18 protein-coding genes and 1 tRNA gene are annotated in these 26,700 nt (G+C 54.2%); 15 read left to right on the top strand and 4 right to left on the bottom strand.

What is annotated here, in order from left to right; genetic code table 11:
* Positions 1-105: 105 nt before the first annotated feature.
* From FGI04_RS00005 to FGI04_RS00035, 7 genes are all read left to right on the top strand, one after another.
* A tRNA-Gly gene (locus FGI04_RS00005) sits at positions 106-181 on the top strand.
* Positions 182-519: 338 nt separating this feature from the next.
* Positions 520-2,055, top strand: coding sequence for an amino acid adenylation domain-containing protein (locus FGI04_RS00010; protein ID WP_407337213.1), 1,536 nt, complete (start codon positions 520-522; stop codon positions 2,053-2,055).
* Between the two features lie 3 nt (positions 2,056-2,058).
* Entirely contained in the window at positions 2,059-2,310 is a 252-nt protein-coding gene (locus tag FGI04_RS00015) for an acyl carrier protein (RefSeq protein ID WP_407337214.1), read from the top strand.
* Between the two features lie 23 nt (positions 2,311-2,333).
* Positions 2,334-3,281 (top strand): chlorinating enzyme, encoded by a 948-nt coding sequence (locus FGI04_RS00020; RefSeq protein ID WP_342698485.1) that lies wholly within the window; start codon positions 2,334-2,336, stop codon positions 3,279-3,281.
* A 13-nt stretch (positions 3,282-3,294) separates the two neighbouring features.
* The gene (locus tag FGI04_RS00025) at positions 3,295-3,975 is read left to right on the top strand and encodes an alanyl-tRNA editing protein (RefSeq protein WP_342698486.1); all 681 of its coding nucleotides are present in this window, start codon (positions 3,295-3,297) and stop codon (positions 3,973-3,975) included.
* Positions 3,968-4,888: a DMT family transporter gene (locus tag FGI04_RS00030; RefSeq protein WP_407274126.1), complete on the top strand. Its 921-nt coding sequence runs from the start codon at positions 3,968-3,970 to the stop codon at positions 4,886-4,888. The genes FGI04_RS00025 and FGI04_RS00030 overlap by 8 nt, the downstream gene beginning before the upstream one ends.
* Entirely contained in the window at positions 4,881-5,594 is a 714-nt protein-coding gene (locus FGI04_RS00035) for a thioesterase II family protein (protein ID WP_407337215.1), read from the top strand. Before FGI04_RS00030 ends, FGI04_RS00035 begins: the two co-directional genes overlap by 8 nt.
* A gap of 50 nt (positions 5,595-5,644) precedes the next feature.
* Here FGI04_RS00035 and FGI04_RS00040 read toward each other — a convergent pair whose 3' ends face one another.
* Complete coding sequence (locus FGI04_RS00040; RefSeq protein WP_407274124.1) at positions 5,645-6,217, bottom strand: helix-turn-helix domain-containing protein; 573 nt, start codon at positions 6,215-6,217, stop codon at positions 5,645-5,647.
* A 154-nt stretch (positions 6,218-6,371) separates the two neighbouring features.
* Between FGI04_RS00040 and FGI04_RS00045 the strand changes: the two genes are divergently transcribed.
* From FGI04_RS00045 to FGI04_RS00075, 7 genes are all read left to right on the top strand, one after another.
* Entirely contained in the window at positions 6,372-6,980 is a 609-nt protein-coding gene (locus FGI04_RS00045) for a LysE family translocator (protein ID WP_407337216.1), read from the top strand.
* Between the two features lie 338 nt (positions 6,981-7,318).
* Positions 7,319-8,122, top strand: coding sequence for an efflux RND transporter periplasmic adaptor subunit (locus tag FGI04_RS00050; RefSeq protein ID WP_342698491.1), 804 nt, complete (start codon positions 7,319-7,321; stop codon positions 8,120-8,122).
* Positions 8,119-9,438, top strand: coding sequence for an efflux RND transporter periplasmic adaptor subunit (locus tag FGI04_RS00055; protein WP_407340020.1), 1,320 nt, complete (start codon positions 8,119-8,121; stop codon positions 9,436-9,438). The genes FGI04_RS00050 and FGI04_RS00055 overlap by 4 nt, the downstream gene beginning before the upstream one ends.
* Complete coding sequence (locus FGI04_RS00060; RefSeq protein ID WP_407337217.1) at positions 9,435-11,558, top strand: site-2 protease family protein; 2,124 nt, start codon at positions 9,435-9,437, stop codon at positions 11,556-11,558. Before FGI04_RS00055 ends, FGI04_RS00060 begins: the two co-directional genes overlap by 4 nt.
* Positions 11,559-11,908: 350 nt before the next feature.
* Positions 11,909-12,796 carry a phage tail protein gene (locus FGI04_RS00065; RefSeq protein WP_342698494.1) on the top strand — a complete coding sequence of 296 codons (888 nt, stop codon included), beginning with the start codon at positions 11,909-11,911 and terminating at the stop codon, positions 12,794-12,796.
* Positions 12,797-12,898: 102 nt separating this feature from the next.
* Positions 12,899-18,592 (top strand): DUF4347 domain-containing protein, encoded by a 5,694-nt coding sequence (locus FGI04_RS00070; RefSeq protein ID WP_434964876.1) that lies wholly within the window; start codon positions 12,899-12,901, stop codon positions 18,590-18,592.
* A 56-nt stretch (positions 18,593-18,648) separates the two neighbouring features.
* On the top strand, positions 18,649-20,157 hold the full coding sequence (locus FGI04_RS00075) for a TolC family protein (RefSeq protein WP_342698496.1): 1,509 nt from the start codon (positions 18,649-18,651) through the stop codon (positions 20,155-20,157).
* A 141-nt stretch (positions 20,158-20,298) separates the two neighbouring features.
* Here the strand turns inward: FGI04_RS00075 and FGI04_RS00080 are convergent, their stop codons facing one another.
* Together FGI04_RS00080 and FGI04_RS00085 are read right to left on the bottom strand one after the other, a co-directional pair.
* Entirely contained in the window at positions 20,299-20,685 is a 387-nt protein-coding gene (locus FGI04_RS00080) for a hypothetical protein (RefSeq protein ID WP_407274697.1), read from the bottom strand.
* 236 nt (positions 20,686-20,921) lie between these two features.
* Positions 20,922-22,514, bottom strand: a complete 1,593-nt coding sequence (locus FGI04_RS00085; protein ID WP_407337219.1) for a methyl-accepting chemotaxis protein — start codon at positions 22,512-22,514, stop codon at positions 20,922-20,924.
* Between the two features lie 252 nt (positions 22,515-22,766).
* Between FGI04_RS00085 and FGI04_RS00090 the strand changes: the two genes are divergently transcribed.
* Positions 22,767-22,991, top strand: coding sequence for a hypothetical protein (locus tag FGI04_RS00090; protein ID WP_407337220.1), 225 nt, complete (start codon positions 22,767-22,769; stop codon positions 22,989-22,991).
* A gap of 42 nt (positions 22,992-23,033) precedes the next feature.
* Here the strand turns inward: FGI04_RS00090 and nifJ are convergent, their stop codons facing one another.
* Positions 23,034-26,543, bottom strand: coding sequence for a pyruvate:ferredoxin (flavodoxin) oxidoreductase (nifJ, locus tag FGI04_RS00095; protein ID WP_342698499.1), 3,510 nt, complete (start codon positions 26,541-26,543; stop codon positions 23,034-23,036).
* Positions 26,544-26,700 lie beyond the last annotated feature (157 nt).

Raw genomic sequence — 26,700 nt, forward strand, 5'->3', positions numbered from 1 at the left:
CACTTGACCGCTATTTTTTGTCAAGGGGGTTGCGGGAGAGAAAGTTTCTCGTATAATGCGCACCCCATAACGACAGCAAATTATGCAGCGTTACGCCACACCTCTGCGGGAATAGCTCAGTTGGTAGAGCACGACCTTGCCAAGGTCGGGGTCGCGAGTTCGAGTCTCGTTTCCCGCTCCAAATTCAGTTGTGCAGATAAATGTCTGCATGATGCAGAAAACCACCGAAAGGTGGTTTTTTTGTATCTGCTATTCGCTATAACGAACAGCATCGGCTGGTTTTTGCTCACTTTCTCATGTGGCCTCATTCTATTTTTCCCACGCCATTAGGGCGTCAACCCCTTCCCGAAATGCCCTGACGACAGACCAGACTGCAGTAAATCTGAGATATGATTGTAAATCATAAAAAAAATTAATTAATTCCAAATAAGAATATATAAAACACTTGTTCGTTTTAATGTCTGTATATAGTCTTTAAGAGAACGGTTGTGAATTATTTTGTACAGAATGGAGGATGATGTGAACGCTGATACCCTCTCATCCATACCGTCAAAAACGTTGCTGGAATGCTTTTTAGACGTAGCGGACAGGTACCCGGAGCGTATTGCAGTCAAAGATTGTGAAACCAGCGCGACCTATCGTGTTTTGAAGGAGCGAGTTCGCTCTATCGCTGCTGCATTACGATACCTGGGGGTTGAGCCGGGCCATCGTGTTGCGGTGGAACTGACGCCTTCTGCAGATCTGATCGCTGTGTTGCTTGCCGTGCAATATGCTGGTGCGGCTTATGTCCCTCTGGATAAAAAGGCACCTTTGGAAAGAAATCGGTTGATTGTGGATGACGCTAAACCAGTTTTGACGATTTCCGATAGCGACATGCCTTCTCTTTATTGCGTCGATCACGTATCGATACAGACGCTGACATCGGCGGTGGCCTCAACCGATTTTGGTGATCACTCCCGGCTTGATAATACGGCTTATATTATCTACACCTCGGGTACGACAGGAAAACCTAAGGGGGTGCCGATTACCCATGGCAATCTGGCGGCTTTATTTTGCGCTACTGAGAGCGTGTTTCATTTCGGTAATCGAGATGCAACGCTGCTCTACCACTCTTACGCGTTTGACTTTTCAGTATGGGAAATATGGTCTGTATTGGGGTATGGTGGGAAGTTGGTGATACCCGCTGAAGAAATAAAAATAGTTCCACATACTCTTGCCGAACTCATTAAAGAAGAAAATATTACCCTACTTAATCAGACCCCCACAGCATTCTCGGTGAATGCGGAAAAGCTTTGTCAATTTCAACCAGAAGAATTATCGCTACGTTGTATCATTTTTGGTGGTGAGCGATTAAATTTTCAGACATTGAAAGTTTGGAGCAAACACTTCGGATTACGTTCACCCATGTTGGTTAATATGTATGGTATTACGGAGACGACGGTTCATACCAGCTGGCATATTGTCAATGAGGCGGACCTGATGAATCCGGAATCAAATATTGGCTGGGTTTTACCTCATTTTCATTACATGATTCGCCCACTCGGTAATGAGCTCTCGATTGAGAATGGAGGAGAGCTTCTTTTATCCGGTCCACAGGTGACGAACGGTTATCTGAATACAGAAAACGATAATGGCAATAAATTTATATGGCTGGAAACAGAGGGCGTATCCCAAAGATATTACTGTTCCGGTGACGTAGTAAAACACAACCCCAAAGGAGAGCTCATCTATCTCGGGCGATGTGATGAACAGGTGAAAATTAATGGGTTCAGAATCGAAACGGGTGAGATCGAATCCGTCCTGGCACAACTGGAGGAAATTGACGATATCTCTGTGTTGGCGGCAAAGACTGATATACATGGTCATCACCTGATCGGTTTCTTCACGTCTTCATCGGCTCAGGATGAAGAGGAGATAAAAGAGAAGTTGAAGTCTCAGGCGCGGCTCGCTTTACCAGTATATATGCGTCCTCTGCGCTATAGGCGAATCGATGTCATGCCAAAAACGGTAAATGGAAAGATTGATAAGAAGTTAATTCTGCATTCAATGGAGTAAACCATGACTGTCAATGATACTTTAAATCTGAAAGAAAATATCCATAAAGAAAAGGCACTGGAGCAATATTTACTGTGGTTGGGGGATATTTTAGAACAACCAGTTAAACCTGATGATAATTTTCTTGATGCAGGCGGTCATTCGATGATAGCCATTTCATTAAATGAAAAGGTAAAAAAGGAATTTGGACTGACGCTATCTATGGAGCGGTTATACAACACAACATTAAAGAATGTTTTCTTCTCAGCGAAATAACTCTCTAAAAGAGGATGTGTAAAATGAGTAAGACACTGCACCTGACGGAAGAACAATTAGATAGCTTTCATCGCAATGGTTATATTGGTCCATTAACGATTTATTCACCAGATGAAATGCACGATATCTGGAATAAAGTACGTCGACAATTGCCGGATCGAAGTAATGCCGCTTACCCGGCGGATTCCTACAGCGCGGCCACTAACATTTCTAATTATGACCGTCACCTGGATATCGATTTGCTGAGTAAACACATCACTAATCCACGTATTGTTGCACCGGTTGCCGATATTCTGGGTCAGGATGTGTTGTGCTGGCGTACAGAGTTTTTCCCAAAATATCCAGGTGATGAGGGGACCGACTGGCATCAGGCCGACACCTTCGCAAACGCCAGCGGTAAGCCTCAGATTCTATGGCCAGGTGAAACAGAAGATCGCTTTGGCAAAGGGACGCTGACCGTCTGGACGGCATTTACCGATGCCACCATTGAAAATGGCTGTCTTGAAATTATGCCCGGCACGCACCACAAGATGAACTACGACGAAACGAAAGCGATGGCATATCAGACTGAGATTATTAACAACCGGGCGAAAGAGGGGAAAAAGCGGGGATTCTTCGGGTATGACTACCGCGAACTACAGATAGAGTCGGACTGGAAACCAGACGAAAGCAAAGCATTTCCATTAGTCATGAAGGCCGGTCAATGTGTGATCTTTTGGTCCACGCTGATGCATGCCTCTTATCCCAACTCGTCTAAAAAAGATTTTCGCATGGGATTCGCTACGCGCTATGCGCCAAGTGTTGTCGATATCTACCCTGATACCGACGTTGTGGAGGAATACGGTGGTCGTATTCCGCTTGATAAGTTTGGGTGCGTGATTGTTTCCGGTCAGAGCCTCAACGTGAGAAACCGTATTGCGTCGAACAACCTGCTTGGTCAACCTTTCATACCCCTAGCGGAAAGCCGGTAAACAGGAGCCTGAAATGATGCAAATTCAACGCTATCTTGATGACACCTATTGTTTTTCTGCTACCAGTGATGTCATCGCTACCGGTACTGACTCGTATGGGTCATGGCTGGCTCTGCGGGAGAACATCTTTCACCCACAAGGCGGGGGGCAACCCGCCGATACCGGGTGGATTAATGATATTCCCGTTAACATCCGTAAAGATGAGTCTGGTCTGGTGGTCGTCTACCCCCAATCTTCACTCGAGTTCGACGCGGAAACGCGGTTGCAGTGTCGGTTGTCGGCACCGGAACGCATGCGACATGCCGCATTGCATACTGCCGGACATTTGCTGAATTGGGAAATGCGCCGGTATGGATGGCGGGCGACGTCAGGGCATCATTTCCCGGGAGAATCTCGAGTTGTCTTTTCTCCGATGGGTTCCAGCGTGGTATTGGTGGATCGTTTGCCGCTCCAGGACATAGCTGCGGGCATCAGTTTACGTTTGCTCGCGGGGGGAGAGGTCAAAACATGGCAGGAAGGAGAGAACCGCTACTCTCTGATACCCGATACAGAAGCGATGCCCTGTGCGGGGACACACGTGGATGACATCAGTCAAATTGTTAATTTTTCAATAAAGTCAGCTAAGTTTAAGAAAGATCAACTACGAATTAGCTATGACGCAGAACATTCGGACAGAGGAATGATTAATGTCTAATGAGACGACGCTGCACCTTTCTCGTTCACGATTGTATCTGGTGGATTTAGGATTACTGGCCGTCGCCCTGTCATGGGGGGCGAGTTATTCATTGATGCAGATGATCATCCATGCCGGCGTGGCGGTTCCTCTGTTTCTGATGTTGCGTTTTGCATTGGCTGTTCCCTTTATGTTCTTAGGCACCCGTATTCGTCTGAGTGATTTTACACGTGGCGAAGTGCTGAATGGGGTGATTTTCGGTGCGTTGCTCTATGCCATTTTGACGCTCGAAACCTTGGGAGTGAAATATACAACAGCAGCGAATGCCGGCTTTCTTATCGCGCTATCCGTGGTGTTGGTGCCGTTTTATGAACGTGTTCTGGGCAACCGGCGGCAGAGCAAGCTCATCTATGCGACCTGTGTCCTGTCACTGGCAGGGGGAGGCTTGATCAGTTTCTCCGGTACCGGGCCAATAGGTTTTAATCTTGGTGATTGGCTGGTGCTGCTGGCGGCATTAATTCGTGGATTTCAAATTTTCATGTTTGGCCGACAGACGGCGGGTAAATCCTATTCGCTCATCAATATCACGCTGGTCGAATTGTTGACGGTTGCGGTGTTGGGTCTGCTATTTGTTTGCGTTTCCGACCCGGAATCCATGCAGGTTATTCCGGCTATTCCCCTTAATGTTTGGGGATATATTCTCTTTTTAAGTTTATTGGCAACGGCATTTGCCTTTCTGATGCAACTTTATGCGGCAAAACTGACCAGTCCGACACGGGTTGGACTTATTTTATCGATGGAGCCCGCTTTTGCTGCCGGTTTTGCCGTCACTCTCATGGGCGAGGTGATTGGCATTTGGCAGGGCATCGGCGGAGCGATCATTGTCTTAGCGGCATTGGCTGGGCGTATGCTTGAGGGGAAACGTTATGAATGAGACCCCGTCTCACATGGTGTTGTTTCATCATGCCGGTGGTAACGCTTCATCAATGCAGGCGATTGCCCAGCGCTTTTCCTCTGCCTTTTCTACCATGCTGATGGAAATGCCGGGGCGTGGTCGTCGTCGCCAGGAAGCATTGATGCATGATGTGAGCGCCATCGTAGATGACTTTGCTGCACGTATCCCTGAGCAGGGCCGGCTTATTCTGGTTGGGCACAGTCTGGGGGCTTATATGGCTTATCTGCTTGCCGGGCATTGTCAGCGTATGACTCCAGGAAGAGACATCGTACTGGTGGTGATGTCTAACGATCCTATCCATTGCCGCAGACGCTTTCCGTGGCAGGAACTTAACCCTGAGTCGCAACAAGCGATATGGCATTTTGCAACCCGACTCGGAGAGCTTCCTGATTGGTTAACGCAGGATGATGTGCTACGCCAACAGTTTATTCAGGTTCTGGCCGCCGATTTGGCTGTTGCCAATTCTATTCGTGCCGAAGACACGGAGCCGCTGAATGGCGTGCCGGTGTTATTGATCTATGGAGAGGACGATCCGTATCTGTCCGATGCTCCTGCCCGCTGGTGCGAATGTACCAGCGGTATATACCGTATGGAGAGTGTGCCGGGTGGACATTTTATTCAATCCGGGTCGGATACCGGCGATATTATTTCTCGATTTATTTCAGATGTCGATATGGAAAAATAATTCATGAATGGATGTGCTGTTTTATGGCGAAGCTTCTGTGCCCCGCTCGATTAAACCTGAATAGAATTGGACATCACAACTGTCGCACTGACGGCATGGTCAGTACAGATATATGAATGAAAGATACTACCAGAGAAGCAATAAAAATCACCGGTTTTAAGTACGATGCTTTCGTCATCGGCGAGTTTGAGTGTGAGTGAACCAGAATGCACCAGAATATGCTCATGGGTTCCGGCTGCATGCGGAGGACTATTGATAATAACGCCAGGATTCATTTGCAAGTGCCATATTTCTGAAATATTCCCTAATCCGATGCGGAATTTCATTTTTTGAGAATACTCTCCCGACATGGGGGTGTTTTTTTCCATGTAGGGATACGTGCTGGTGTTAACCGCGAGCAGATCGCTCAACGGAACGCGTAATGCGCTGGCGATGGCATCCAGCGTATCAACGCGTGGGTTTGAGCTACCCGATTCTAGTTTGGATAACGCCGCTTTCGACACGCCTGATAACCGGGAAAGATCATTAAGCGAGATATTTCTGGTCATTCTTAATTGTTTGATTTTGTTTCCAATGTTAATGGACGTTGTTTCTGCTTCATGGCGGGGTTGGGAGGTGTTCATCAACAAACCAAATACGTTAACAGACAGTAAATCCAGTCTAACAGATCCCGATACGAAGGTGGCGGTTTTATTGAGGTAGAGGGTTATATTGCGATGCCGCTCTCAGAACAGAGCCAGGCCAGTGCTAATTATTCTTCCTTGAGGAAATATCAGTATGACTCATGACTATGAATACTTGAAAATGATCGTGTATATCGTGTTGTTCCTGATTATTCCTGGTCCAACGAATACACTGCTTCTTTGCTCAAGTTATACTCACGGTTTCATTAGAAGTACTAAACTGATTCTGTCCGAGTGGATGGGGTATTTATTGGCGGTGACGGCATGGGGGCTATTTTTTAGCTATTTAGCACCGCATGATGGTTTGATGCTGGGGGTGATTAAACTATTTTCTGCTTGTTATGTTGTGTATCTGGCGATAAAAGTGTGGCGATTTTCTTTTCATCAAATCAATGGTTCGATAACATCTGGTACCGTATTTATCACGACGTTACTCAACCCCAAGGCATTTTTATTCGCCGACTCCGTTATTCCACCCTCTGCATTCATCTATCTGGATAGTTATCTTCATGCCATGGGGGGGTTATTGTTGGCCTTATTTCCTGTTTCTTTTATGTGGCTTTATGCAGGAACGCTGATAAGCCTTGGCGATACATCTCGTCGACGCAGGGTAAAACCCACGTTGTTCTATCGTGGCGCATCGCTCATTATCTCGCTTTTCGCTGCATCGATGTTTTACCAATCTGCATCAATGCTGTTGTAGTAAACGGCATTATAGGTTTGGCTGGGCGCGGTAGTTCAGCCTTGCCCGGCTTCATCTTTAGAACCAGGAACCGGTTGATTCGCAATCGTTGGACATTGCAGCCATTGCTCTTGGTTATTTCTGATCGCTGCTATCACTGACGGCTGCCACAAATTCCGTCATTGGGGACTGCGCTTCCATCGCCTTTCCGTCATTGCTGGGCTAGTATTACTCGCAAAAAGAGTGCTTGCAAAAATAGTACTCGCAAAAATAAGCATAGTTAATCGGTGGAAATTCAGATGGTTGGTCTTTATACCCTCTGATTTGCACACACCTTCGCGGAATCAAGGCAGGTTAGTGTGAACAATTTCAATCACTCCGTTTTCCGTCGGGCTCTGGGGCTGATGGCGGTTTGTGCTTTGGCTTATCATGTGCAGGCGCAGGCTGACGACCCGCTATTGATTAATCCGGCTCATCCTGCTCAGATGGCGGCATCATCGGACAACCAGGCGCGTGGGATATTGGTAGCGGTGGATCAAGCGACCATTTCCAGCGACCTGGCCGGACGCATTGTGGAGATGCCGTTCAGAGAAGGGGAGTCGTTTAAAAAAGGCGACTTGCTGGCGCGTTTTGATTGTGCCATCTATCAGGCGCAATTATCGGCATCGCAGGCGGCGATGCGGGCGGCGGAAGCCGAACTGAGCCAGAACCAGCAACTGGCGGAGCTCAAATCGGTGGGCCGGCACGCTGTGGCTTTATCTGCCGCACGTCTGGCGCAGGCGCAGGCAGAAAGCCAGGTCTACCAGATTCAGGTCAACCGTTGCCGCATTCTGGCGCCGTTTGACGGGCAGGTAGTCAGACGTCGTGCTCAGGCGTATGAAAGCGTGGCACCGGGGGCGCCGGTGCTGGATATCGTCAACAATCGCCATCTGGAAATTAACCTGCTAGTGCCATCCCGTTGGTTGCCCATGCTCAAGTCTGGTCTGGTCTTCACGTTTACGCCGGATGAAACCGGCACACCGTTACAAGCCCGTGTTGCCCGACTAGGCGCACGCATTGATGAAAGTAGCCAGACACTTAGCCTGACAGGAGTGATTGAAACCAAAGACGCCGCGCTGATGGCTGGCATGAGCGGCACGGCACATTTCCCGGAGAAACCGTGAGTACTACGCCCCCTGTGTCCGGCGAACGTATCTTCGCCCGTTTCCTCGATATCGAACGTCAGGCGCGTTCGGCTGACTCGGTTGACGCGCTGGCATACTGCATCGTCAATGATAGCCAGACGTTGTTTGGTTTTCGTCACGCCGCGTTGGTTATCAATGGCACGGTGCGGGCGGTGACTGGGGTGACCCAGCCTGCGCCCCATGCGCCTTTTGTGGCGTTTGTTGAGCGCGCTTGTCGGCAACTGCTGCAAGAGCCGCAATACGAGCAGTGTGCAGTGGTGGAGGCGACAGCGTTAAATGATCAAAGCCGTAATGACTGGCTGGCGTTATCGGCACCCGAAGTGCTGTGGACACCGCTGAAAGATAGGCAAGGGCGTTTGTTTGGCGGCATCTGGTATGCCCGTGAGCAGCCCTGGCAGCCAGCTGAGCAATTGCTGTCGGAACAACTGGCCCATGCGTTCAGCCACGCCTGGCTGGCACTGGAGCCGCAACCGGTCTGGCGGCGCACGCGCTGGCGCTGGAAACTGGCTGTCCCGCTTGTGGTTGTGGTTGGGTGCCTGTTTATTCCGGTGCGCCAGTCGGTACTGGCACCGGCCGAAGTGATCCCGCTTAACGGGCGTGTGGTCGCCGCGCCGCTGGATGGGGTGATTCAGGCGTTCGCCGTTCAACCGAACCAGAGTGTGCGAAAAGGCGATGTGCTGGTGCGCATTGACGATACCACACTGAAAGCGCAGGCGGATGTGGCTGAAAGGTCGTTGAACGTGGCGGAAGCGGAGTATCGTGCCAGCTCGCAACGCGCTTTTCAGGATGCAGATTCCAAGGCCAGACTGGATTTCCTTGCCGCGCAGGTGGCACAAAAGCGTGCCGAGCGCGATTATGCCAACGCCTTGCTGAGCCGTACCGAGATTCGGGCGGAGCGGGACGGTATTGCGGTATTTGCCGATGCCGAACGCTGGACCGGTAAACCGGTTCGTACCGGTGAACGGCTGATGGATTTGGCCGACCCGGCTTCCGTCTCCCTGCGTATTGAGCTGGATGTCGGCGATGCGATCCGGCTGGAACCGGATGCGCCGATCACGTTGTTTCTTGATAGCGATCCACTAACACCGCATGGCGCGCTGCTGGATCGTATCGCGTATGAATCGGAGCCGACCCCGTCGGGTAACCTGGCTTACCGGCTGGATGCGCGTTTTACCGGTGAGCCGCCGCGTATTGGGCTGCGTGGTACGGCGAAAATTTCTGGTGAATATGTACCGCTGGCGGTGTATCTGTTCCGACGACCACTCGCCGTTTTACGTCAGTCGGTTGGATTATGACCAGTGGCGGAACGGGGCACTTTTTGCCCGCACTGAGAACAGATTTGCAATTGGTGGAGTCGGCGACCGGTCTCGATGGCGCACCACAATGGGTGCTGGCCGACCCGGTTACCGGACGTTATTTCACACTGACGCCTTCGGCAATACGTCTGTTACGGCACTGGTCGTTGCGTCATCCGCAATGGGTGTTGGAGGCGGCTAACCGTGAGCCGGGCTTGCCGTTGCAGGGCCGCGAGCTGGAGCAGTTGGTACGGTTTCTGCGTAACTACGATTTGATTGCCGCCAGCGACCCGGTACAACGACAAGGGTATGCCATTAAAGCAGCGGCATTGCGTGTCAGCCTGTGGAAAACCCTGCTACACCAGTATTTGTTTTTTCGCATTCCGTTATGGCGGCCGGATCCGGTGCTCAACCGTTGCTGGCCCTGGCTGCAACGTTACGGCCTGCTATTTCTGCGGGTGGTGTTACCGTTAATACTGCTGCTGGGGGGCTTTCTGGTGAGTCGTGACTGGGTGCGTTATACCCACTCGTTTCCTCACTTGTTCAGCCTGCAAGGGGCCGCGGCCTTTGGTGTCGCACTGGTCTTCGCCAAGTTTATCCACGAACTGGGGCATGCTTTCATGGCTAAGCGTGCCGGTTGCCGGGTGCAGACCATGGGGGTGGCGTTTATCGTGCTGTTCCCGTTGTTTTATACCGATGTCAGCGATGCCTGGAAACTGAAAGAGCAGCGTGCCCGGTTATTGATCAGCGCTGGCGGTATTCTGGCGGAACTGATGCTGGCCTGCGTTGCGTTATTGGCCTGGGCGCTGTTACCGGATGGCCCGATGCGTACTGCCGCCTTCATGCTCTCCAGCGCCACCTGGATAACGACGCTGGTGGTTAACCTCAACCCTCTGATGCGTTTTGACGGGTACTTTTTGCTGAGCGATTTCTGGCGGGTGGAAAACCTGCAGGAACGCGCCTATGCCCTGTGCCGGTGGCGACTGCGCGAAGTGTTGTTTGGTTATGGTCATCCGGCACCGCATACCTGGTCGCCGTCGATGCGGCGCAAGCTGTTGATATGGGGTTATGCCTCGTGGGTATGGCGCTTTTTCCTGTTTTTCGGCATCGCGCTGATGGTGTACCACTTTTTCATTAAGGTGGTTGGTATTGTGTTGATGTCGGTAGAAATTGGCTGGTTTATCGCGCTTCCGGTGGTGAAGGAGGCCCGTATCTGGTGGTCCATGCGTAAGAGTGCTCATCCCGTTAACCTGTTGCGTTCAGGGTTGATTGTGGCGGCGGTATTGGTGCTGCTGCTGTTCCCCTGGCGCGGCAGTATCCGTATTCCTGCTGTGCTGGAAGCAGAAAACGTCAGCGCGCTGTATGCCCCTATTCCTGCGCAGGTCAAAGCGCTGTACGTCACTGACGGCCAGCAGGTGCAAGCCGGTGAGAGACTGCTGGATCTCACCTCGTCTGATTTGGACTACCGCATCAATATCGAACGCCAGCAAATTGCCATTTTGCAACAGCAGCGGCAGCGGGGAGCTGGACGTCAGGAAACTGCTAGCGAAACCCAGGTGCTTGACCGCCAACTGGCGGAATCATTGGCCCGTTATCGGGGGCTGGATGCGCAACGCCAGCGTTTGTCTCTCACCGCGCCGCAGGCAGGCCAGGTGAGAGATGTGGCGCGAGATATGACCGAAGGCCGTTGGCTGACGTCGGATATGCCATTGCTGCGTGTGGTCGGGCAGGGTGCCGGAAAAGTGCAGGGGTATTTACCCGACGATACGCTAAAACGCGCGAAAGTGGGGATGCAAGGCTATTTTATCGCTGATGACCCCGCGTATCCCCGCCTGGTCGTACAACTGGCAGACATTGCGCCCACCGGTACCGCCTGGTTACAGCAAGAGATGCTGGCGTCCGATCGCCACGGCCCGATCGCTGTACGTCGTGACCGCGACCACAATCCTCAACCTGTGCAGGCGCAGTACCGAGTACGTTTCGCTGTGCAGGAGGGGCAGTTCTCGTCACCGCAACAGCCGTTACGGGGCAGCGTGATGCTGGAAGGGGAAACGGAATCTATTCTTGGCGCGGTATGGCGTCGGATTGCCGCGTTGGGTATCCGGGAAAGCGGATTTTGACAAGAGTAAGCTAGGGTATTTTACGGAATAGTTATCGCATTCACGATAACCATAAATAACTCAGGGTTATTTGCCACAGAAGTCATTGATGGAAGAATGACCTATCTGATTGAAAATTAATACAAATTAAAATTTTATCATTTTTCTATTTATTTCATTTGAATTATACCTGTAAGTTAATGTTGTTTTCTGTAGGGAATTTTTTTCTGGCTGAGCTATATTCCTGATGAGTCATGCAAGTTTTATGGCCCCATCGTTATCTTACTATTTGATTTTATAACAAATTATACGGTTGGTTATTAATAACATTTGATCTTAATAAATCAGCTATTCCTCCAGGAGGGATGTGTATGAGGCATATTCAGCGTTTATTTGTTAAATCAGCCATCACTACCGCTATCGCTGTCAGTATTCTTTTACCCCAAAGTGCAGCGGCCTGTAACAGCGAATCCTACATTGGCACCGTGTGTTCTTTTGCCATGTCTTTTTGTCCTCGCGGTTGGCTTCCGGCTAACGGCCAGACTGTCCCTATCAATGGTAATCAGGCGTTGTACTCTCTGCTGGGTTTCAAGTTTGGCGGCGATGGTTCAACCACCTTCGGGTTACCCGATTTGCGAGGCCGTTCTGTTGTCGGGACCGGTTCTGGATTGGGGTTAGCGACAGTGAACCTCGGGCAGAAAATCGGTGCGCCAACAGTCGATTTTGCGGTGCCGCTGCCTTTGCATAACCATGCAGCAACGTTTAGCCCAACGACCGGGAGTACTGTGGTCACCGTGCCGGAAAAAACCGGAACCGGGTTAACGGTAAGCGGCCAGACCATCACGAATACGATGAATCTGACAGCAGCGACTTCCGGCTTGCTGAAGATTGCAGGTGGGTCTGCTGTCGCCGGTAGCGCGCCGTTACCCACCAATGGCGCGATATTGGCTAAACCCGCGCTTGGTGCACCGAATATTTATAATCCTACCGCGACTGCCGATACAACGATAGGGCCTAGCCAGACGTTAACTGGCCCGGTCAGCGGCACTATTGCTTCGTCGATTTCCAATGGGACGGTCACCGGGACGCCAACAATTCCCTCGTTCACGGTCACCGTACCGACAGTGACAGGCGGTTCGGTTGCGGTTGGTACGGCGGGGACGTCGGCACAACCGGTCGTTCGAGTGGCAACCCAGTCCCCTTCGCAAGGACTGACGGTGTGCATTATGGCCGAAGGTTTGTACCCCGACAGGCCTTAGTGATTAGCGTTTACAAGACAATAGTCTGAAAAAACAGGCCAGTCTGGACGACGTGCAGGCTGGTCTGTGTTGTAAATAAATCTACTCCTGAAAGGTATCCTTATGTTGTGGCGTCATTGGCTGGGCAAAAAAAGTCGTCAGGTTCTGCAAGGTGCTGCATGTCATGAACAGGCACCTTTGGGCGTCATGTTGGAAGCGCGTATGTTGTTTGATGGTGCGGTCGCCGCCACGGTTGAGACCGCCGTCACTCAAAATACGGCGACACAGACAGCCTCGTCGGATACCGCTTCGCATACGGACAGCGGCCAGTCTGGCCAAAGTACCACCGATACGACCAGCCACAGTACCGATGCGACGAGCAATGCTGATACCACCAGCCACAATACGGATACCCAGGATTCGACGACCGTAGCAGACAGCCACGTTGCGGCTGCTGCCGGCAGTGCCACGCATAAAGAAGTGGTGTTTATTGACACCTCGGTGGCGGATTACCAGCAGTTGGCCAGCGGTGTGAAAGACGGGGTTGAGGTGGTGCTGCTGGATGCCGGCAAGGATGGATTAAGCCAGATAGCGCAATGGGCGCAAACGCATACCGGTTATGAAGCCATCCATATCATCAGCAATGGTGGCGAAGGCAGCCTGACGCTGGGGAGCGTCACGTTGACCGACAGTATGCTTGCCAGCAGACGCGCCGACCTGACGACCATCGGCCAGGCGTTGAGCGACTCCGGCGATATTCTGCTTTATGGCTGTAATGTGGCGCAAGGAACACAAGGGCAGACTTTTATTAGCGACCTGGCAGCGCTCACCGGGGCTGATGTGGCTGCGTCCACTGACCTGACCGGGTCGACCGCGTTAAAAGGCGACTGGGTACTGGAATCACAAGTCGGTCAGATCACGACCGACATCGCGATAACGGCGGCTACGCAGAGCGAATATACCCGCGTGCTGGATACCTTTACTTTTGAAGCTGGCTCCAGCGGCGGTAGCGGTAATAACCAGACCTGGCAGGAAGGGTCGCACACCCTGCATTTCGATTTTGTCGGTAACGTGCTGGCTGGGTTAAACAGCGATGGCAATACCATGATATACGACGTGCAAACGGATGGTTCCAGCTCGTCAAATTCGCTGACTTTCACCATCAGCATTCCCGGCTATATTTTTGACTTGTCTTCACTGGATATGTTGAATGCCGATGGCGTCGGGAACATGAACTACACGGTTTCATCCAGTAAATCGACCAGTGGGGACAATAAGAGCGGGGTGCTGACATTTCCCGGGGCGGTGTCTTATACCACGGTCAGCGGCTTTAACAGCAATTTTGTCGGCGTGTCCTCAATTACCATTACTACCTCGGGTACCAACGAGTACTACCTGGATAACCTGGTGTTAAACAATATTCGGGCCGCGTCTTCGGTAGATGCGACATCGACCGTAACCGCTGGGCCGTCTGGCGAGGCAACGACATTTTCCACTACCGCGACGTCAGCGGCCAGTGCCACCTCGCTGCTGGACTTTACCATTACCGACCTCGGTACGTCTGATGGTTCGGCCACCAATGTCAGCCAGTTCTACGCTAACGTCAGTGGTACGGCGACATCATCAGAATTGAGCAAGATGACTTTCCTGCTCAGTGGCCCGGATGCCACCAACGTCGTCGGCACGTATGACAGCAGCACGGGCAGAATCACGTTTTCCAGCTTAAGCCTGTCGGTTGCGAATAGCAGCAATGAAACTTACACCATCAAAGCGTATTACAACGACAATACCAGCAGTAACGACATCACCGATCACCACACGGTGGTGTTGTCGGTGAATGCCAGCAATTTCACCACGGTCTCCGGTGGTTCAACGTTCGCCGGTAGTCAGGCTAACGTGACCAACGGCAGCGGTGCCAGCATTGATGTGGCCGCAACCAAACTGATTTATAGCCAATCGCCGTCCACCTCAGTGGTCAGTGGCATTAACTTCACCACCCAGCCGGTGGTGATTGCCGTTGACGATCGCGGCAATATCGATACCGATTTCAACGGTTCGGTGACATTAAGCGAAAATGGCAGCGGCTCACTGACGGGCACTACCCAGGTGACCGCTTCAAACGGTATTGCCACCTTTAGCGGCGTGAAGTACACCTCGGCCAGTGATGGTGATGCTAACTTCGTGATGACGGCGGCGTCTGGTAGCCTGGTCAGCGCTACATCTGCATCGATCAATCCAGATGTGGTGGCGACGCGACTGGTTTTTTCCACCCAGCCCGTCCCCACGACGATTCAGAACGGACAAAGCGCCAGTTTTACCACTGTACCGGTAGTACAGGCGGTCGATGCGAATGGCATGGTGGATCAGGATTACACCACCAATATCGTGCTCTCGGTGACTGACCCTAACGACAGCGTCGTCGATGGCACCGTCAACAGCTTGTCGGTCACCTCCGGTGATCAGGACGCCAGCAGCACTACGGTGACGCTAACGCCGTCCGGCGGTATTGCCACCTACACCGGTCTTATCATCCAGTACACCAACAGCGGCAGTACCAATACGCTGGCGCTGCGCGCCACGTCAGGTAGCCTGACGGCAGTCAATAGTTCGTCGATAACGTCAACCACCAACACCGCCCCTGTCTTCAGCAACCTGAACGGCGGAGCCACCTATACCGAAAATGGCAGCGCGGTAGTGATAGACAACGATGTCACGGTCGCTGATACCGAACTGAATGCGCTTAACAGTGGACTGGGCAACTATAACGGCGCATCGCTCACGATCGCCCGCAATGGTGGGGCCAGCAGTAACGATATCTTCGGCAATAGCGGGCTGTTAGGTGCGCTGACTCAAGGGCAAAACTTCACCTATAACGGTACGGCGGTGGGCAGTGTCACGGCGAACTCCTCCGGCACGCTGACGCTGACGTTCAATAGCAATGCAACGTCGGCGATAGTGAATGCAGTGCTGCAATCACTGACCTATACCAACAGTTCTGACGATCCACCAGCGAGTGTGACGCTTAACTGGACCTTTAATGACGGTTCGCTCAATAGCACGGGTACTAATCAGGCGGTGCTGAGTATCACGCCGGTCAACGACGCTCCGGTCATCAGCAATACGTCGGTCAGCAAAACTTTCAATGAGGATAGCGCCCAGACCTTTAGCGCCGCCGATTTTGGTTTTAGCGATGTGGACAGCGGCGACACCCTGCAATCCATTACCATCGTCACGGCACCGACCGCCGGTGAGCTGTTTATTGACGCCAACAGTGACGGTGTTCGCGATAGCGGTGATACGTTGCTTGGCAATGGTGCGGTGGTCAGTGCGGCCAACATTGGCAAACTGACCTTCCGTCCGACAGCGAATGCTAACGGTGCGGGTTATGCCTCCTTTACCTGGAAGGTTAGCGATGGCACAGCGTTGTCCAGCAATACCGGGACGATGACACTTAACGTCACGCCGGTTAACGATGCGCCGGTCATCAGCAATACGTCAGTCAGTAAAACCTTCAATGAGGATAGTGCCCAGACCTTTAGCGCCGCGGATTTTGGTTTCAGCGACGTGGACAGTGGCGACACCCTGCAATCCATTACCATTGTCACCGCACCGGGTGCCGGTGAGTTGTTCATTGATGCGAATAACGACGGTGTACGTGGCGGCGGCGATACCTTATTGGGCAATGGGTCGGTGGTCAGCGCGGCTGATATCGGCAAACTGACCTTCCGCCCGACCGCGAATGCCAACGGGGCGGGTTATGCCTCCTTTACCTGGAAGGTCAGCGATGGCACGGCGTTGTCCGCTAATATGGGAACGATGACCCTTAACGTAACGCCGGTTAACGATGCGCCAACGTTATCCAGCGGTGCGACGGTCACCCTGACTTCCACAACGGAAGACGTCACATCCTCTGCCACCACGGTGTCGTCGTTGCTCAGCGGTGCGGGCTATGGGGATGTCGACAGTGGGGCGTCCAGCGGCATTGCGATTACGGCGACGGCAGGGAATGGTGGCTGGCAGTATTCCACCGATAGCGGGGCTAACTGGTTCAATATCGGCACGGTATCCGGTTCATCAGCACTGTTGCTCGGGTCGACAGCACAACTGCGTTATGTGCCGGACAGTGCCAATGGTGAAACCGCCACCCTGAGCTTCAGGGCGTGGGATCACACCAGTGGTACGGCGACGGCAGGTAGCAGCAAAGGCCTGGCGGACACCTCGACCACTGGCGGCAGCAGTGCGTTCTCCACCAATAGTGCGCAGGCATCGCTGCTGGTAACCAGCGTGAATGATGCCCCGACCGTGGGAAGCACGGTCAGTACCCAAAGTGCCACCAAAGATACGGCGTTCAGCTTCACCGTGCCTGGCGGTACCTTTGTCGATGTGGATAGCGGTGATACGTTGACGCTGACTGCGACACAGTCAGATGGCTCGGCACTGCCGACCTGGCTGAGCTTTAACCCATCCACCCGGACCTTCTCCGGCACCCCAGGCCACAGTGATGTCGGCAACCTGACGATTCGGATAACCGCGACGGACAGCAGTAATGCCTCGGTCAGCACCACCTTTGGGTTGACGGTCAATAACAGTAATCTCCCGCCGGTGGTGTCCACCCCGGTGAGCGATCAGTCCATCGCACAAAATGGCAGCTTCAACTTCACTGTTCCGGCCGGGACCTTTACCGACCCGGATACCGGCGACACGCTGACGCTGAGCGCAACACGGGCAGATGGCTCGGCGCTGCCGGGCTGGTTGAGCTTTAACCCGGCTACCCGTACCTTCTCCGGTACGCCAGGTAATGGCGACGTGGGCAATCTGACCATTCGGGTGACGGCAACCGATGGCAGCAATGCGTCGGTCAGCACCACCTTCGGGCTGGTCGTCACTAACGTGAATGATGCGCCGGTCGTCTCTGGTGCGTTGGGGAGCCAGACGGCGGCACAAAACAGTGGTTTCAACTTCACTGTTCCGGCCGGGACCTTTACCGACCCGGATACCGGCGACACGCTGACGCTGAGTGCGACGCAGGCAGATGGCTCGGCACTGCCGGGCTGGTTGAGCTTTAACCCGGCCACCCGTACCTTCTCCGGTACACCGGGCGATGGCGATGTGGGTAATCTGACCATTCGGGTGACGGCAACCGATGGCAGCAACGCGTCGGTCAGCACCACTTTCGGGCTGGTCGTCAGCGGTAGCAGTGTGGATAACGGCGATCCGGAATTCAGGGTCAATGGCGGTACGACCGCGCAACTTGTCGTGACGCCGGTACCAGCGGTGACGGTGGCACCAGCGGCACCGATCACACTGGGGGCGTTGTTCACCCCAACATCGCTCGGTGCGCTGAATGCGACCAACACGGCGGATAATGCTACCGCTGCGTCAACCATCTTTCAGGCTGCCCAACGCGCGCCACAAGTCAGTAACGTACCGACCAGCCAGATAGCCAGTGCGTTTGTTCAGGGCACCGTTTCTGGCAGTGCCAGTCTGTTTGAAAGTTCGCTGGGGTCATTCCCCAGCTTCAATACCGGCGGCGCGCTGGGGGGGAGTTCTTCGCTGGCAGGCGTATTCTCTGGCATCAGTCTGCCTTCTCTGTCGCCGATGGCGGTGTTCTCTGGTGGTAGCTGGCGTGACATCAATACCAGTAGCACCAATACCGGTCGGGTGACAACGCCGGGGGGCGGTGTGGCGCTGCAGTTTGCCCCCGGTCTGGAACGGCAGTTACAGCACATTGGGGATGATACGCAGCAGCGGCTGGCGGCGATTGAGCAGGCATTGCTTGATATCGGCCAGATCACCTACGAACAACAACAAGGGTAACGGTGGCCTCGGGGTAAGGTTTTATGACAATAACAACAAGGGTCAGGAGTGGAATCGTGGTAAAGGGTCGGAAACTTTTCAGTCTTAGCCTCATCGTGGTGGCAATGAGCGGCTGTGCCGTCACCAGCCAGCCTATTTCGAAGGAGCAAAGCGAGCAGCGTATTCGGCAGGACAAGGTCGCGATGTTCAGCAAACAGGAGCCGGTAACGGCACCGATTACGCTGTACGATGCGATGGCCAGAGCGCTTAAATATAACCTGGAAGCCCGGCTAAAAGTGATGGAGCAGGCGTTATCGCAACAGCAACTGGAGCTGGCCCGCTATGACATGTTGCCGCAGATGGCGATGTCGGCAGGGTATGTCGGGCGCAGCAACACCAGTGCATCCAGTAGCCGTAGTATTCAAACCGGGCGGCAATCACTGGAGCCTTCCACCTCGCTTGACCAAAACCGTGATGTAGCCGACCTGACGATGGTCTGGAACGTGCTTGATTTCGGCGTCAGTTATGTCAACGCCAAGCAGAGAGCCGACCAACGCTGGATTGCCGATGAACGCAAACGCAAGGTCGTCCACACTATCATTCAGGATGTGCGTTCCGCGTACTGGCGTGCGGTAGCCGCTGAGCGGCTGCTTGGCCGCATCGACAGCCTGATCGATAGAGTGAATCAGGCGCGTGAAGCCAGCGAACACATGAGTACGCAGCAAGTGGGCGATCCGGTTGAAGCGCTCAGTTATCGCCGTGCGTTGATTGATGCTGTGCGCCAACTGGAAGAGCAACGCCGGGCGTTGTCATTGGCGAAGACCGAACTGGCGACATTGATGAACCTGCCGCTGGATACCCCGTATACGCTGGCACTGCCGGATAATCGCGAGATGCCGGTGCCGCAACTGAATGTCGATTTTACTACCCTGGAGCAGACGGCGCTGCTGAGCCGCCCGGAACTGAAAGAGCAGGATTATCAGGTGCGCATTCACGCCGCTGAAACCCGCAAGTCGTTGCTGCGCATGCTGCCGGGGTTGGAGGTGAGCGCCGGTGGTCACTACGACAGCAACTCTTTTATGGTGAACCAGAGTTGGGCGGATGTGGGCGTGAAGGTGACCTGGAACCTGTTTAATCTGCTGTCAGGGCCTGCGGCGTATAAAACGGCACAGGCGAATGAAAGCGTGTCGGAGGTGCAGCGTCAGGCCATGTCGCTGGCTATCATGGCGCAATTGTACATCGCCCGGGCTAACTTCAATGAAGCGGTGCGTCAGTATAAAACCAGTGTTGAACTGCGCGATCTCGATGGTCAGATTGCCGAGCAACTCAGAAACCGTTACAAGGCGAACAGTATCGGTGAACTGCAACTGATCCAGGGGGAACTCAATGCCCTGAACGCCAACTTGCGTCAGGATCTGGCTTATGCAGAATTGCGTAACAGCTATGGCCAAATCCTCTCAACCGTTGGGTTGGATTTGTTGCCGAAAACGTTGCCGTCCGACCGGCTGGCGGATATCAGTCAGGCGTTACGCCAGTCTGAGACCAACTGGCAGCAGGGTAAGATAGGCGCATTACAGTCATTCTAATCCATCCTATGCAAGCATCATGCGGATGATCTGATGATAACTCTGGTGCCTGTGATGCAGGCACCAGACACCAAACATATCAGCCTGCTAAATGCCGACGGTTGCTATGCCCAGAGCCTGACCGTGCTCTTCGGCTTAAGATCACTCTACCGTGATGCTATCCCCGTCCTGATGTGTTATCCGAAGTGTTGTCCCTGTAATCGCCATCTGCACCGCCTGACGGATAGTCAGGGTGCCGACTACCGGATGAGGCCGTATTGCGCCGGTTTTGCTGGTGTCGGTAATCACAACGCAACCGGTGGCGTGGGCAAGTTGCTGCGCGGTTTCGTCGAATCGGTTGAAATACAGATTATAAGTCCCGACGTTATCGCACTTACCGTAAGGCACTGAGCGATAAGGTGATGATGAGGTATCGGGTTCCGCGGTGGTGTGGGAACACCCTGCCAGCAGCACCACACCGGACAAACACAGGCAGAATAACCACGCACGAGTTGGCAAAAAGACAGCGAGAACGGGGTTGGGTAGCATCATAATATCTCCTAAGACAGGTCAGCCCGTTTGCATCAATAACGCGGGACGGTGTCGCATAGGGTTGCGGGGTACCCTCATAGTATTGCTGCGGGATGTAAAAGATCGCTGGTCGGGTGTAACAAGCGCGCTGATTGCGGTGAGCATCCGTTTCCGGTTGCATCGTGTGGCAGAGAATCCGCCCGCCGTCGGCGGCGGGCTGGGAAAGGCGTTGCGTTGAAGGGGGGCAGAACGCCTTAACGTGGCGCGGCGAGCGCCATCGGGCTGTTATCGTCCAGGTTGAAAAAGGTCATGGTGTCGTCCAGATGTCTGGCCTGTTCGTGTAGCGAAGAGCTGGCGGAGGCGGATTCTTCAACCAGCGCCGCGTTTTGCTGGGAGGCTTGCTCAAGCTGCGTGATAGCGGCGTTAACCTGTTCGATACCTTTGGCCTGCTCTGACGAAGCGATAGAGATATCCGACATAAATTCGTTTACACGTTTAATTTCATCCATCAGTCGCGCCATATCCTGTGTGGAGAGTGACGCCACTTTTTCTCCCTGAGCGATCTCATCCGCGGTTTTTTCGATCAACTCTTTGATTTCTCGTGCAGAACCGGCGCTTCGCTGTGCCAGACTGCGCACTTCTGAGGCGACCACCGCGAAGCCTTTACCTGCTTCACCAGCACGGACGGCTTCCACCGCCGCGTTTAGCGCCAGAATGTTAGTCTGGAAGGCGATGCCATCCATGATGCTGATGATATCGTTGATTTTGTTCGAGCTATCGGAAATATACTGAATCCGTTCGATCATCTGGCTAAAGTTGCTGGCGTTCTTTTCCGCCAGTGCCGCGACAGAATTGGTCAGCGCCATGGCTTTACTGGTGTTGGCGGTATTTTCCTGCACGGACGCGGTGATTTGTTCCATGCTGGCAGCCGTTTGCTCAACGGAGGATGCCTGCGCTTCAGTTCGGGCGGCGAAATCCCGGTTGGCGGCGGAAATCTGTTCTGCACCTGCGGCGACAGAGCTGGCCGACTCTCTGACATCCAACACGATTTTGCGAAATGCCTGCTGCATGTCTTTCAGTGACAGCATCAGGCTACCCATCTCGGTATTGTGCTGTGGCGGAATATCCAGTGTCAGTACACCGCGCTCCATCATGCCGAAATAGGTTCTGACCTTCTGCATCGGGTGCAACACCACGTTACGGATGAACTTCAGGGTGATCAGACTTAAGAGCAGCGCGACTATCAGCGTAGCAATAAGGATAGTTAATGTGCGTTGATAGAAGTTGTCTGCCTGCGCAATTTCTTCGTTACCCACCTTTTGGGCTAACGTCACAAACTGCGACAGCTTCTGACGGAACACGGCACCTTTTTCCAGTGCGCTGGGTGCCAGTGTACTGTAGAAGCTATCGATATTTCGTTCTCGCAGTACCGTGAGCATGGGGGCGACGGCGTTGTTCATATAATCATTGAAGGTGTTATCAAGATCATTGCGAAGCGCCTGGCCTTGCGGCGTTTGTGCCGGGATACGACGCAGTTCCGCCATGATGCTGTTGGCGGAGGCGATATAACTGTTCAGTCGTTCCAGACCGGTCCGAATCGTTGCGTCATCTTTTTTGTCTTCAATCGCCAGCGCGATGTTGAAACCCGCCAATCTGGCATTGAGCATTTCTGAATAGGCGGAATAAAGGGGAACGAGCTGCTCGCCCTCAATACCGTTGACGTTGCGGATAGACTTGTTGCTTTGTATGGAGGAATACAAGCTAAAAGTACAAATAGACAGTAGCAATAGTGCGAATACAGCGAGTACGCAGTAAAGCCCATTTCTTATTTTGATTTTTTCTAACATCCCCATCTCCTTTGAAGTGTTGGTTTTCTCTGCTCGCCGTTATCGTGCCTGCTGTCTTGCAGATATGAAACCAATATCGGTAAGGCAGTGACTGTATTTTCATCAGACGCGGCGTACCTGCCCGATAGGGTGAACAGGTTAATGCTTTTATAACAAAGGGTTGTTGATGCAGGTCAGACAGTGTTCCGCAATTGGACGATCGTCCCCCTGTGCGGAGAGTTTCCGACTCTTGTCTGCTTTGGCGTAAACCGCATGTCGATTTTCCATTCTGTCCGCCGTATTGCTACCGGCCCAACATTCGGTTGTGCAGAGGCATGGCGGCATGATGCGGAAAATCGCCGCCGAAAGGTGGTGTTTTGCTGGCGGATGAAAGCAATCGTTTCTACGTTGCCGGAGGCGCACTATCACCGTCGGAGGCGCACTATTACCGCCGGAGGCGCACTACCATCCGTCACCGGGAAAACCATCCCTGTTTAACCGGCTCCTGGTTACTGCTCGTTCCCGGTGGCTGTGGCGTAGTTACCCTTCCGCCAGACGTTTATAGTGCTCGAAGCGCGCTCTGGCGTCCTGCTCGGTTTTGGCGAACAGCTGACTTGCCAGCTCCGGGTACTGGCGTTGCAGCGCGCTGTAGCGGACTTCGCCCATCAGGAAATCCTGGAAGTCGGCTTCCGGTTCGTCGGAGTCCAGCGTGAACGGGTTTTTACCTGCCGCCTGTAGTTGCGGGTTGAAGCGGTACAGATTCCAGTATCCCGATTCCACCGCCTTTTGGGTTTCCCGCTGGCTGCACCCCATGCCGGCTTTCAGGCCGTGGTTGATGCAGGCGGCATAGGCGATGATCAGCGATGGGCCGGGGTGGGCTTCCGCTTCGGCGATGGCGCGCAGCGTTTGCGCTTTGTCCGCGCCCATCGCCACCTGCGCCACATACACGTAGCCGTAGCTCATCGCCATCAGGCCGAGGTCTTTCTTGCGCGTGCGCTTGCCTTCAGCGGCGAATTTCGCCATTGCCGCCGCCGGGGTGGATTTGGACGACTGACCTCCGGTGTTGGAATACACTTCGGTGTCGAACACCAGCACGTTAATGTCCTCACCAGAAGCCAACACGTGGTCCAGCCCGCCGAAGCCGATGTCGTAAGCCCAGCCGTCGCCGCCGAAAATCCATTGCGACCGTTTGGCGAGGTAATCCCGGTTCTGATAGAGGCGATTGAGCAACGGGTCGTTGCCTTTTTCACGTTCAAGCAGGGTGATGACCTGGTCGGCCCGCTCGCGGGTGCCGTCGCCGCGGTCTTTCAGTTCCAGCCACAGATTGAGTGCGTCGGTCAGTGCCGGGCTGAGCGGCTGCATTAACGCTGTAGCGGCGTCGCCGGCTAGCTGTTCGCGGATGGCGTTGCCGCCAAGCAACATCCCCAGCCCGAATTCGGCATTGTCCTCAAACAGCGAATTGGCCCAGGCGGGGCCGTGTCCGCGGCGGTTGGCGGTATAGGGGATGGACGGCGCGCTGGCTCCCCAGATGGAGGAACAGCCGGTGGCGTTGGCGATCAACATGCGGTCGCCAAACAACTGGGTTACCAGCCGGGCGTATGGGGTTTCGCCGCACCCGGCGCAGGCGCCCGAGAATTCTAGCAGCGGCGTTTCGAACTGGCTGCCCTTGACGGTGGTTTTATTGAACGGGTTGGGCTTGGGAGGTAGGCCGAGCACCTGTTCCCACAGCGCGATTTTGGGGTGCTGCGACGTCAGCGGCTGCATGGTCAGCGATTTACCGCGCGACGGGCAGATGTCCACGCAGTTACCGCAGCCGGAGCAATCCAGCGGCGACACCGCCAGATGGTAGTGCAGCGTTTTGGCGCCGGTGGCCGGTTTGCTGAGCAGAGCATCAGGTGCCTGCGCGCGCTCCTCATCGGTCAACAACGCTGGACGGATGGCGGCGTGCGGGCAGATGAACGCGCACTGGTTGCACTGGGTGCAGCCCTCCGGCTGCCAGGCGGGAACGCTGATGGCGATGCCGCGTTTCTCAAACGCCGAGGTGCCGAGCGGAAAGGTGCCGTCTTCCATGCCGGCAAAGGCGCTGACCGGTAAGCTATCGCCTTCCTGCCGGTTCATCGGCGTCAGAATGCGGCGGATAAAGTCGGGCAGCGCGGCGGCGGCGGCTGCCGGTTCCGGCAGGTCGGCCCAGTGCGCCGGGATTGTGACCTGAACCGGCGCTAACATGCCCTGATCGATGGCGGCCTGATTCATCGCCACCACGCTCTGGCCTTTCTTACCGTAGGACAGGGCGACGGCGCTTTTCAGATAGTCGGCGGCGGTTTCGACGGGAATGATCCCGGTCAGCTTGAAGAACGCCGCTTGCATGATCATGTTGAAACGGCCGCCAAGCCCAAGCTGTTGGGCGATATCCACCGCGTTAACCACGTAGAAGCGGATCTGGTTTTGCGCCAGATAGCGTTTCATCGCCGCCGGCAACGTGTTTTCCAGCGCTGCCTGGCTCCAGGTGCAGTTAAGCAGGAAAGTGCCGCCGGGTTTAAGCCCCGCCAGCAGGTCGTATTTCTCCACGTAGGATTGCTGCGAGCAGGCAATAAAATCGGCATTGCGAATCAGGTACGGCGAGGTAATCGGCCGGGTGCCGAAACGCAGGTGCGAGACGGTAATGCCGCCAGATTTTTTCGAGTCGTAGGAGAAATAAGCTTGCGCGTACATCGGTGTCTGGTCGCCGATGATCTTGATGGCGCTTTTGTTGGCGCCCACCGTGCCGTCGGAGCCCAATCCCCAGAACTTGCAGGCGGTGGTGCCTTCTGGCGCGGTGTCGATGTCGTCGACTGGCAACGGCAGCGAGCTGTGGGTAATATCGTCCACGATGCCGACGGTAAAGCCGTCTTGCGGCATCGCATGCAGCAGGTTGGCAAACACCGCGGCGATATGCGTCGGGGCGATATCCTTGCCACCCAGCGCATAACGGCCGCCGACGATCAACGGCCGGGCGTCATGGTTATAGAAGGCGTTTTTGACATCCAGATACAGCGGTTCAGCCTGCGCGCCCGGTTCCTTGGTACGGTCCAGCACGGCGATGCGCTGTACTGTGGGCGGAATGGCGGCAAAAAAGTGCGTCAGCGAGAACGGGCGGTACAGGTGCACGGTCAGCAGCCCGACCTTTTCCCCGCGCTGGTTGAGGTAATCGACGGTTTCCGCGATGGTTTCGCATACCGAGCCCATCGCGATAATCAGGCGCTCGGCATCCGGCGCGCCGTAATAGTTAAACAGATGGTATTCGCGGCCGGTGAGTCGGCTGATGTGCGCCATTGTCTCTTCCACCAGTTCCGGCAGCGCCTGATAGAAACGGTTAACCGATTCCCGCTCCTGAAAGTAGATATCTGGGTTTTGCGCGGTGCCGCGCGCCACCGGATGGTCCGGATGCAGGGCGTGGCGGCGAAAACGGTCCACCGCCTCCTGGTCCAGCAGCGTAGCCAGTTCGTCGTATTCCAGCAGTTCGATCTTCTGGATTTCGTGGGAGGTGCGAAAACCGTCGAAAAAGTTGATGAACGGCACCCGGCCTTTAATTGCCACCAGATGCGCCACGGCGGACAAGTCCATCACCTGTTGCACGCTGCTCTCCGCCAGCATGGCGCACCCGGTTTGCCGCACCGCCATCACGTCCTGATGATCGCCGAAGATATTAAGCGAGCTGGTGGCCAGCGCGCGGGCGCTGACATGAAACACCGCCGGCAATAGCTCCCCGGCGATTTTGTAGAGGTTGGGGATCATCAACAGTAATCCCTGCGATGCGGTATAGGTGGTGGTGAGCGCGCCGGCCTGTAGCGAACCGTGCACCGCCGCTGCCGCTCCCGCTTCTGACTGCATTTCCACCATTCTGACCGGCTGGCCGAACAGGTTCTTTTTTCCCTGCGCCGCCCATTCATCCACGTTTTCAGCCATCGGCGTGGAAGGGGTGATGGGATAGATGGCCGCCACCTCGGTAAAAGCGTACGAGATATACGCTGCCGCCGCGTTGCCATCCATTGTTTTCATCTTTCTTGCCATGTACGGGTTCCTCTCTGTGGTGGTGAAGGCCGCCAGCCATGCGTTGCCGACCGGCGCGCCGTCATGAACTGACCTAGCACGGCGTATGCCAGTTAGCGCCGGATACAGGAAAGCCCGAAGATTGAACGGGTTGCGATAGCCGCCGTGGCGGCTGAGG

The organism is Dickeya ananatis (assembly GCF_019464615.1).
GTDB lineage: Bacteria > Pseudomonadota > Gammaproteobacteria > Enterobacterales > Enterobacteriaceae > Dickeya > Dickeya oryzae.

What these genes read in the sequence shown, in the direction of transcription:
- FGI04_RS00070 (WP_434964876.1), top strand. Translation starts at nt 12,899, where the DNA reads ATGTTGTGGCGTCATTGGCTGGGCAAAAAAAGTCGTCAGGTTCTGCAA.
- FGI04_RS00035 (WP_407337215.1), top strand. Translation starts at nt 4,881, where the DNA reads ATGAATGAGACCCCGTCTCACATGGTGTTGTTTCATCATGCCGGTGGT.
- FGI04_RS00030 (WP_407274126.1), top strand. Translation starts at nt 3,968, where the DNA reads ATGTCTAATGAGACGACGCTGCACCTTTCTCGTTCACGATTGTATCTG.
- FGI04_RS00025 (WP_342698486.1), top strand. Translation starts at nt 3,295, where the DNA reads ATGATGCAAATTCAACGCTATCTTGATGACACCTATTGTTTTTCTGCT.
- FGI04_RS00040 (WP_407274124.1), bottom strand. Translation starts at nt 6,217, where the DNA reads ATGAACACCTCCCAACCCCGCCATGAAGCAGAAACAACGTCCATTAAC.
- nifJ (WP_342698499.1), bottom strand. Translation starts at nt 26,543, where the DNA reads ATGGCAAGAAAGATGAAAACAATGGATGGCAACGCGGCGGCAGCGTAT.
- FGI04_RS00080 (WP_407274697.1), bottom strand. Translation starts at nt 20,685, where the DNA reads ATGCTACCCAACCCCGTTCTCGCTGTCTTTTTGCCAACTCGTGCGTGG.
- FGI04_RS00085 (WP_407337219.1), bottom strand. Translation starts at nt 22,514, where the DNA reads ATGTTAGAAAAAATCAAAATAAGAAATGGGCTTTACTGCGTACTCGCT.
- FGI04_RS00060 (WP_407337217.1), top strand. Translation starts at nt 9,435, where the DNA reads ATGACCAGTGGCGGAACGGGGCACTTTTTGCCCGCACTGAGAACAGAT.
- FGI04_RS00020 (WP_342698485.1), top strand. Translation starts at nt 2,334, where the DNA reads ATGAGTAAGACACTGCACCTGACGGAAGAACAATTAGATAGCTTTCAT.
- FGI04_RS00045 (WP_407337216.1), top strand. Translation starts at nt 6,372, where the DNA reads ATGACTCATGACTATGAATACTTGAAAATGATCGTGTATATCGTGTTG.
- FGI04_RS00065 (WP_342698494.1), top strand. Translation starts at nt 11,909, where the DNA reads ATGAGGCATATTCAGCGTTTATTTGTTAAATCAGCCATCACTACCGCT.
- FGI04_RS00015 (WP_407337214.1), top strand. Translation starts at nt 2,059, where the DNA reads ATGACTGTCAATGATACTTTAAATCTGAAAGAAAATATCCATAAAGAA.
- FGI04_RS00090 (WP_407337220.1), top strand. Translation starts at nt 22,767, where the DNA reads ATGTCGATTTTCCATTCTGTCCGCCGTATTGCTACCGGCCCAACATTC.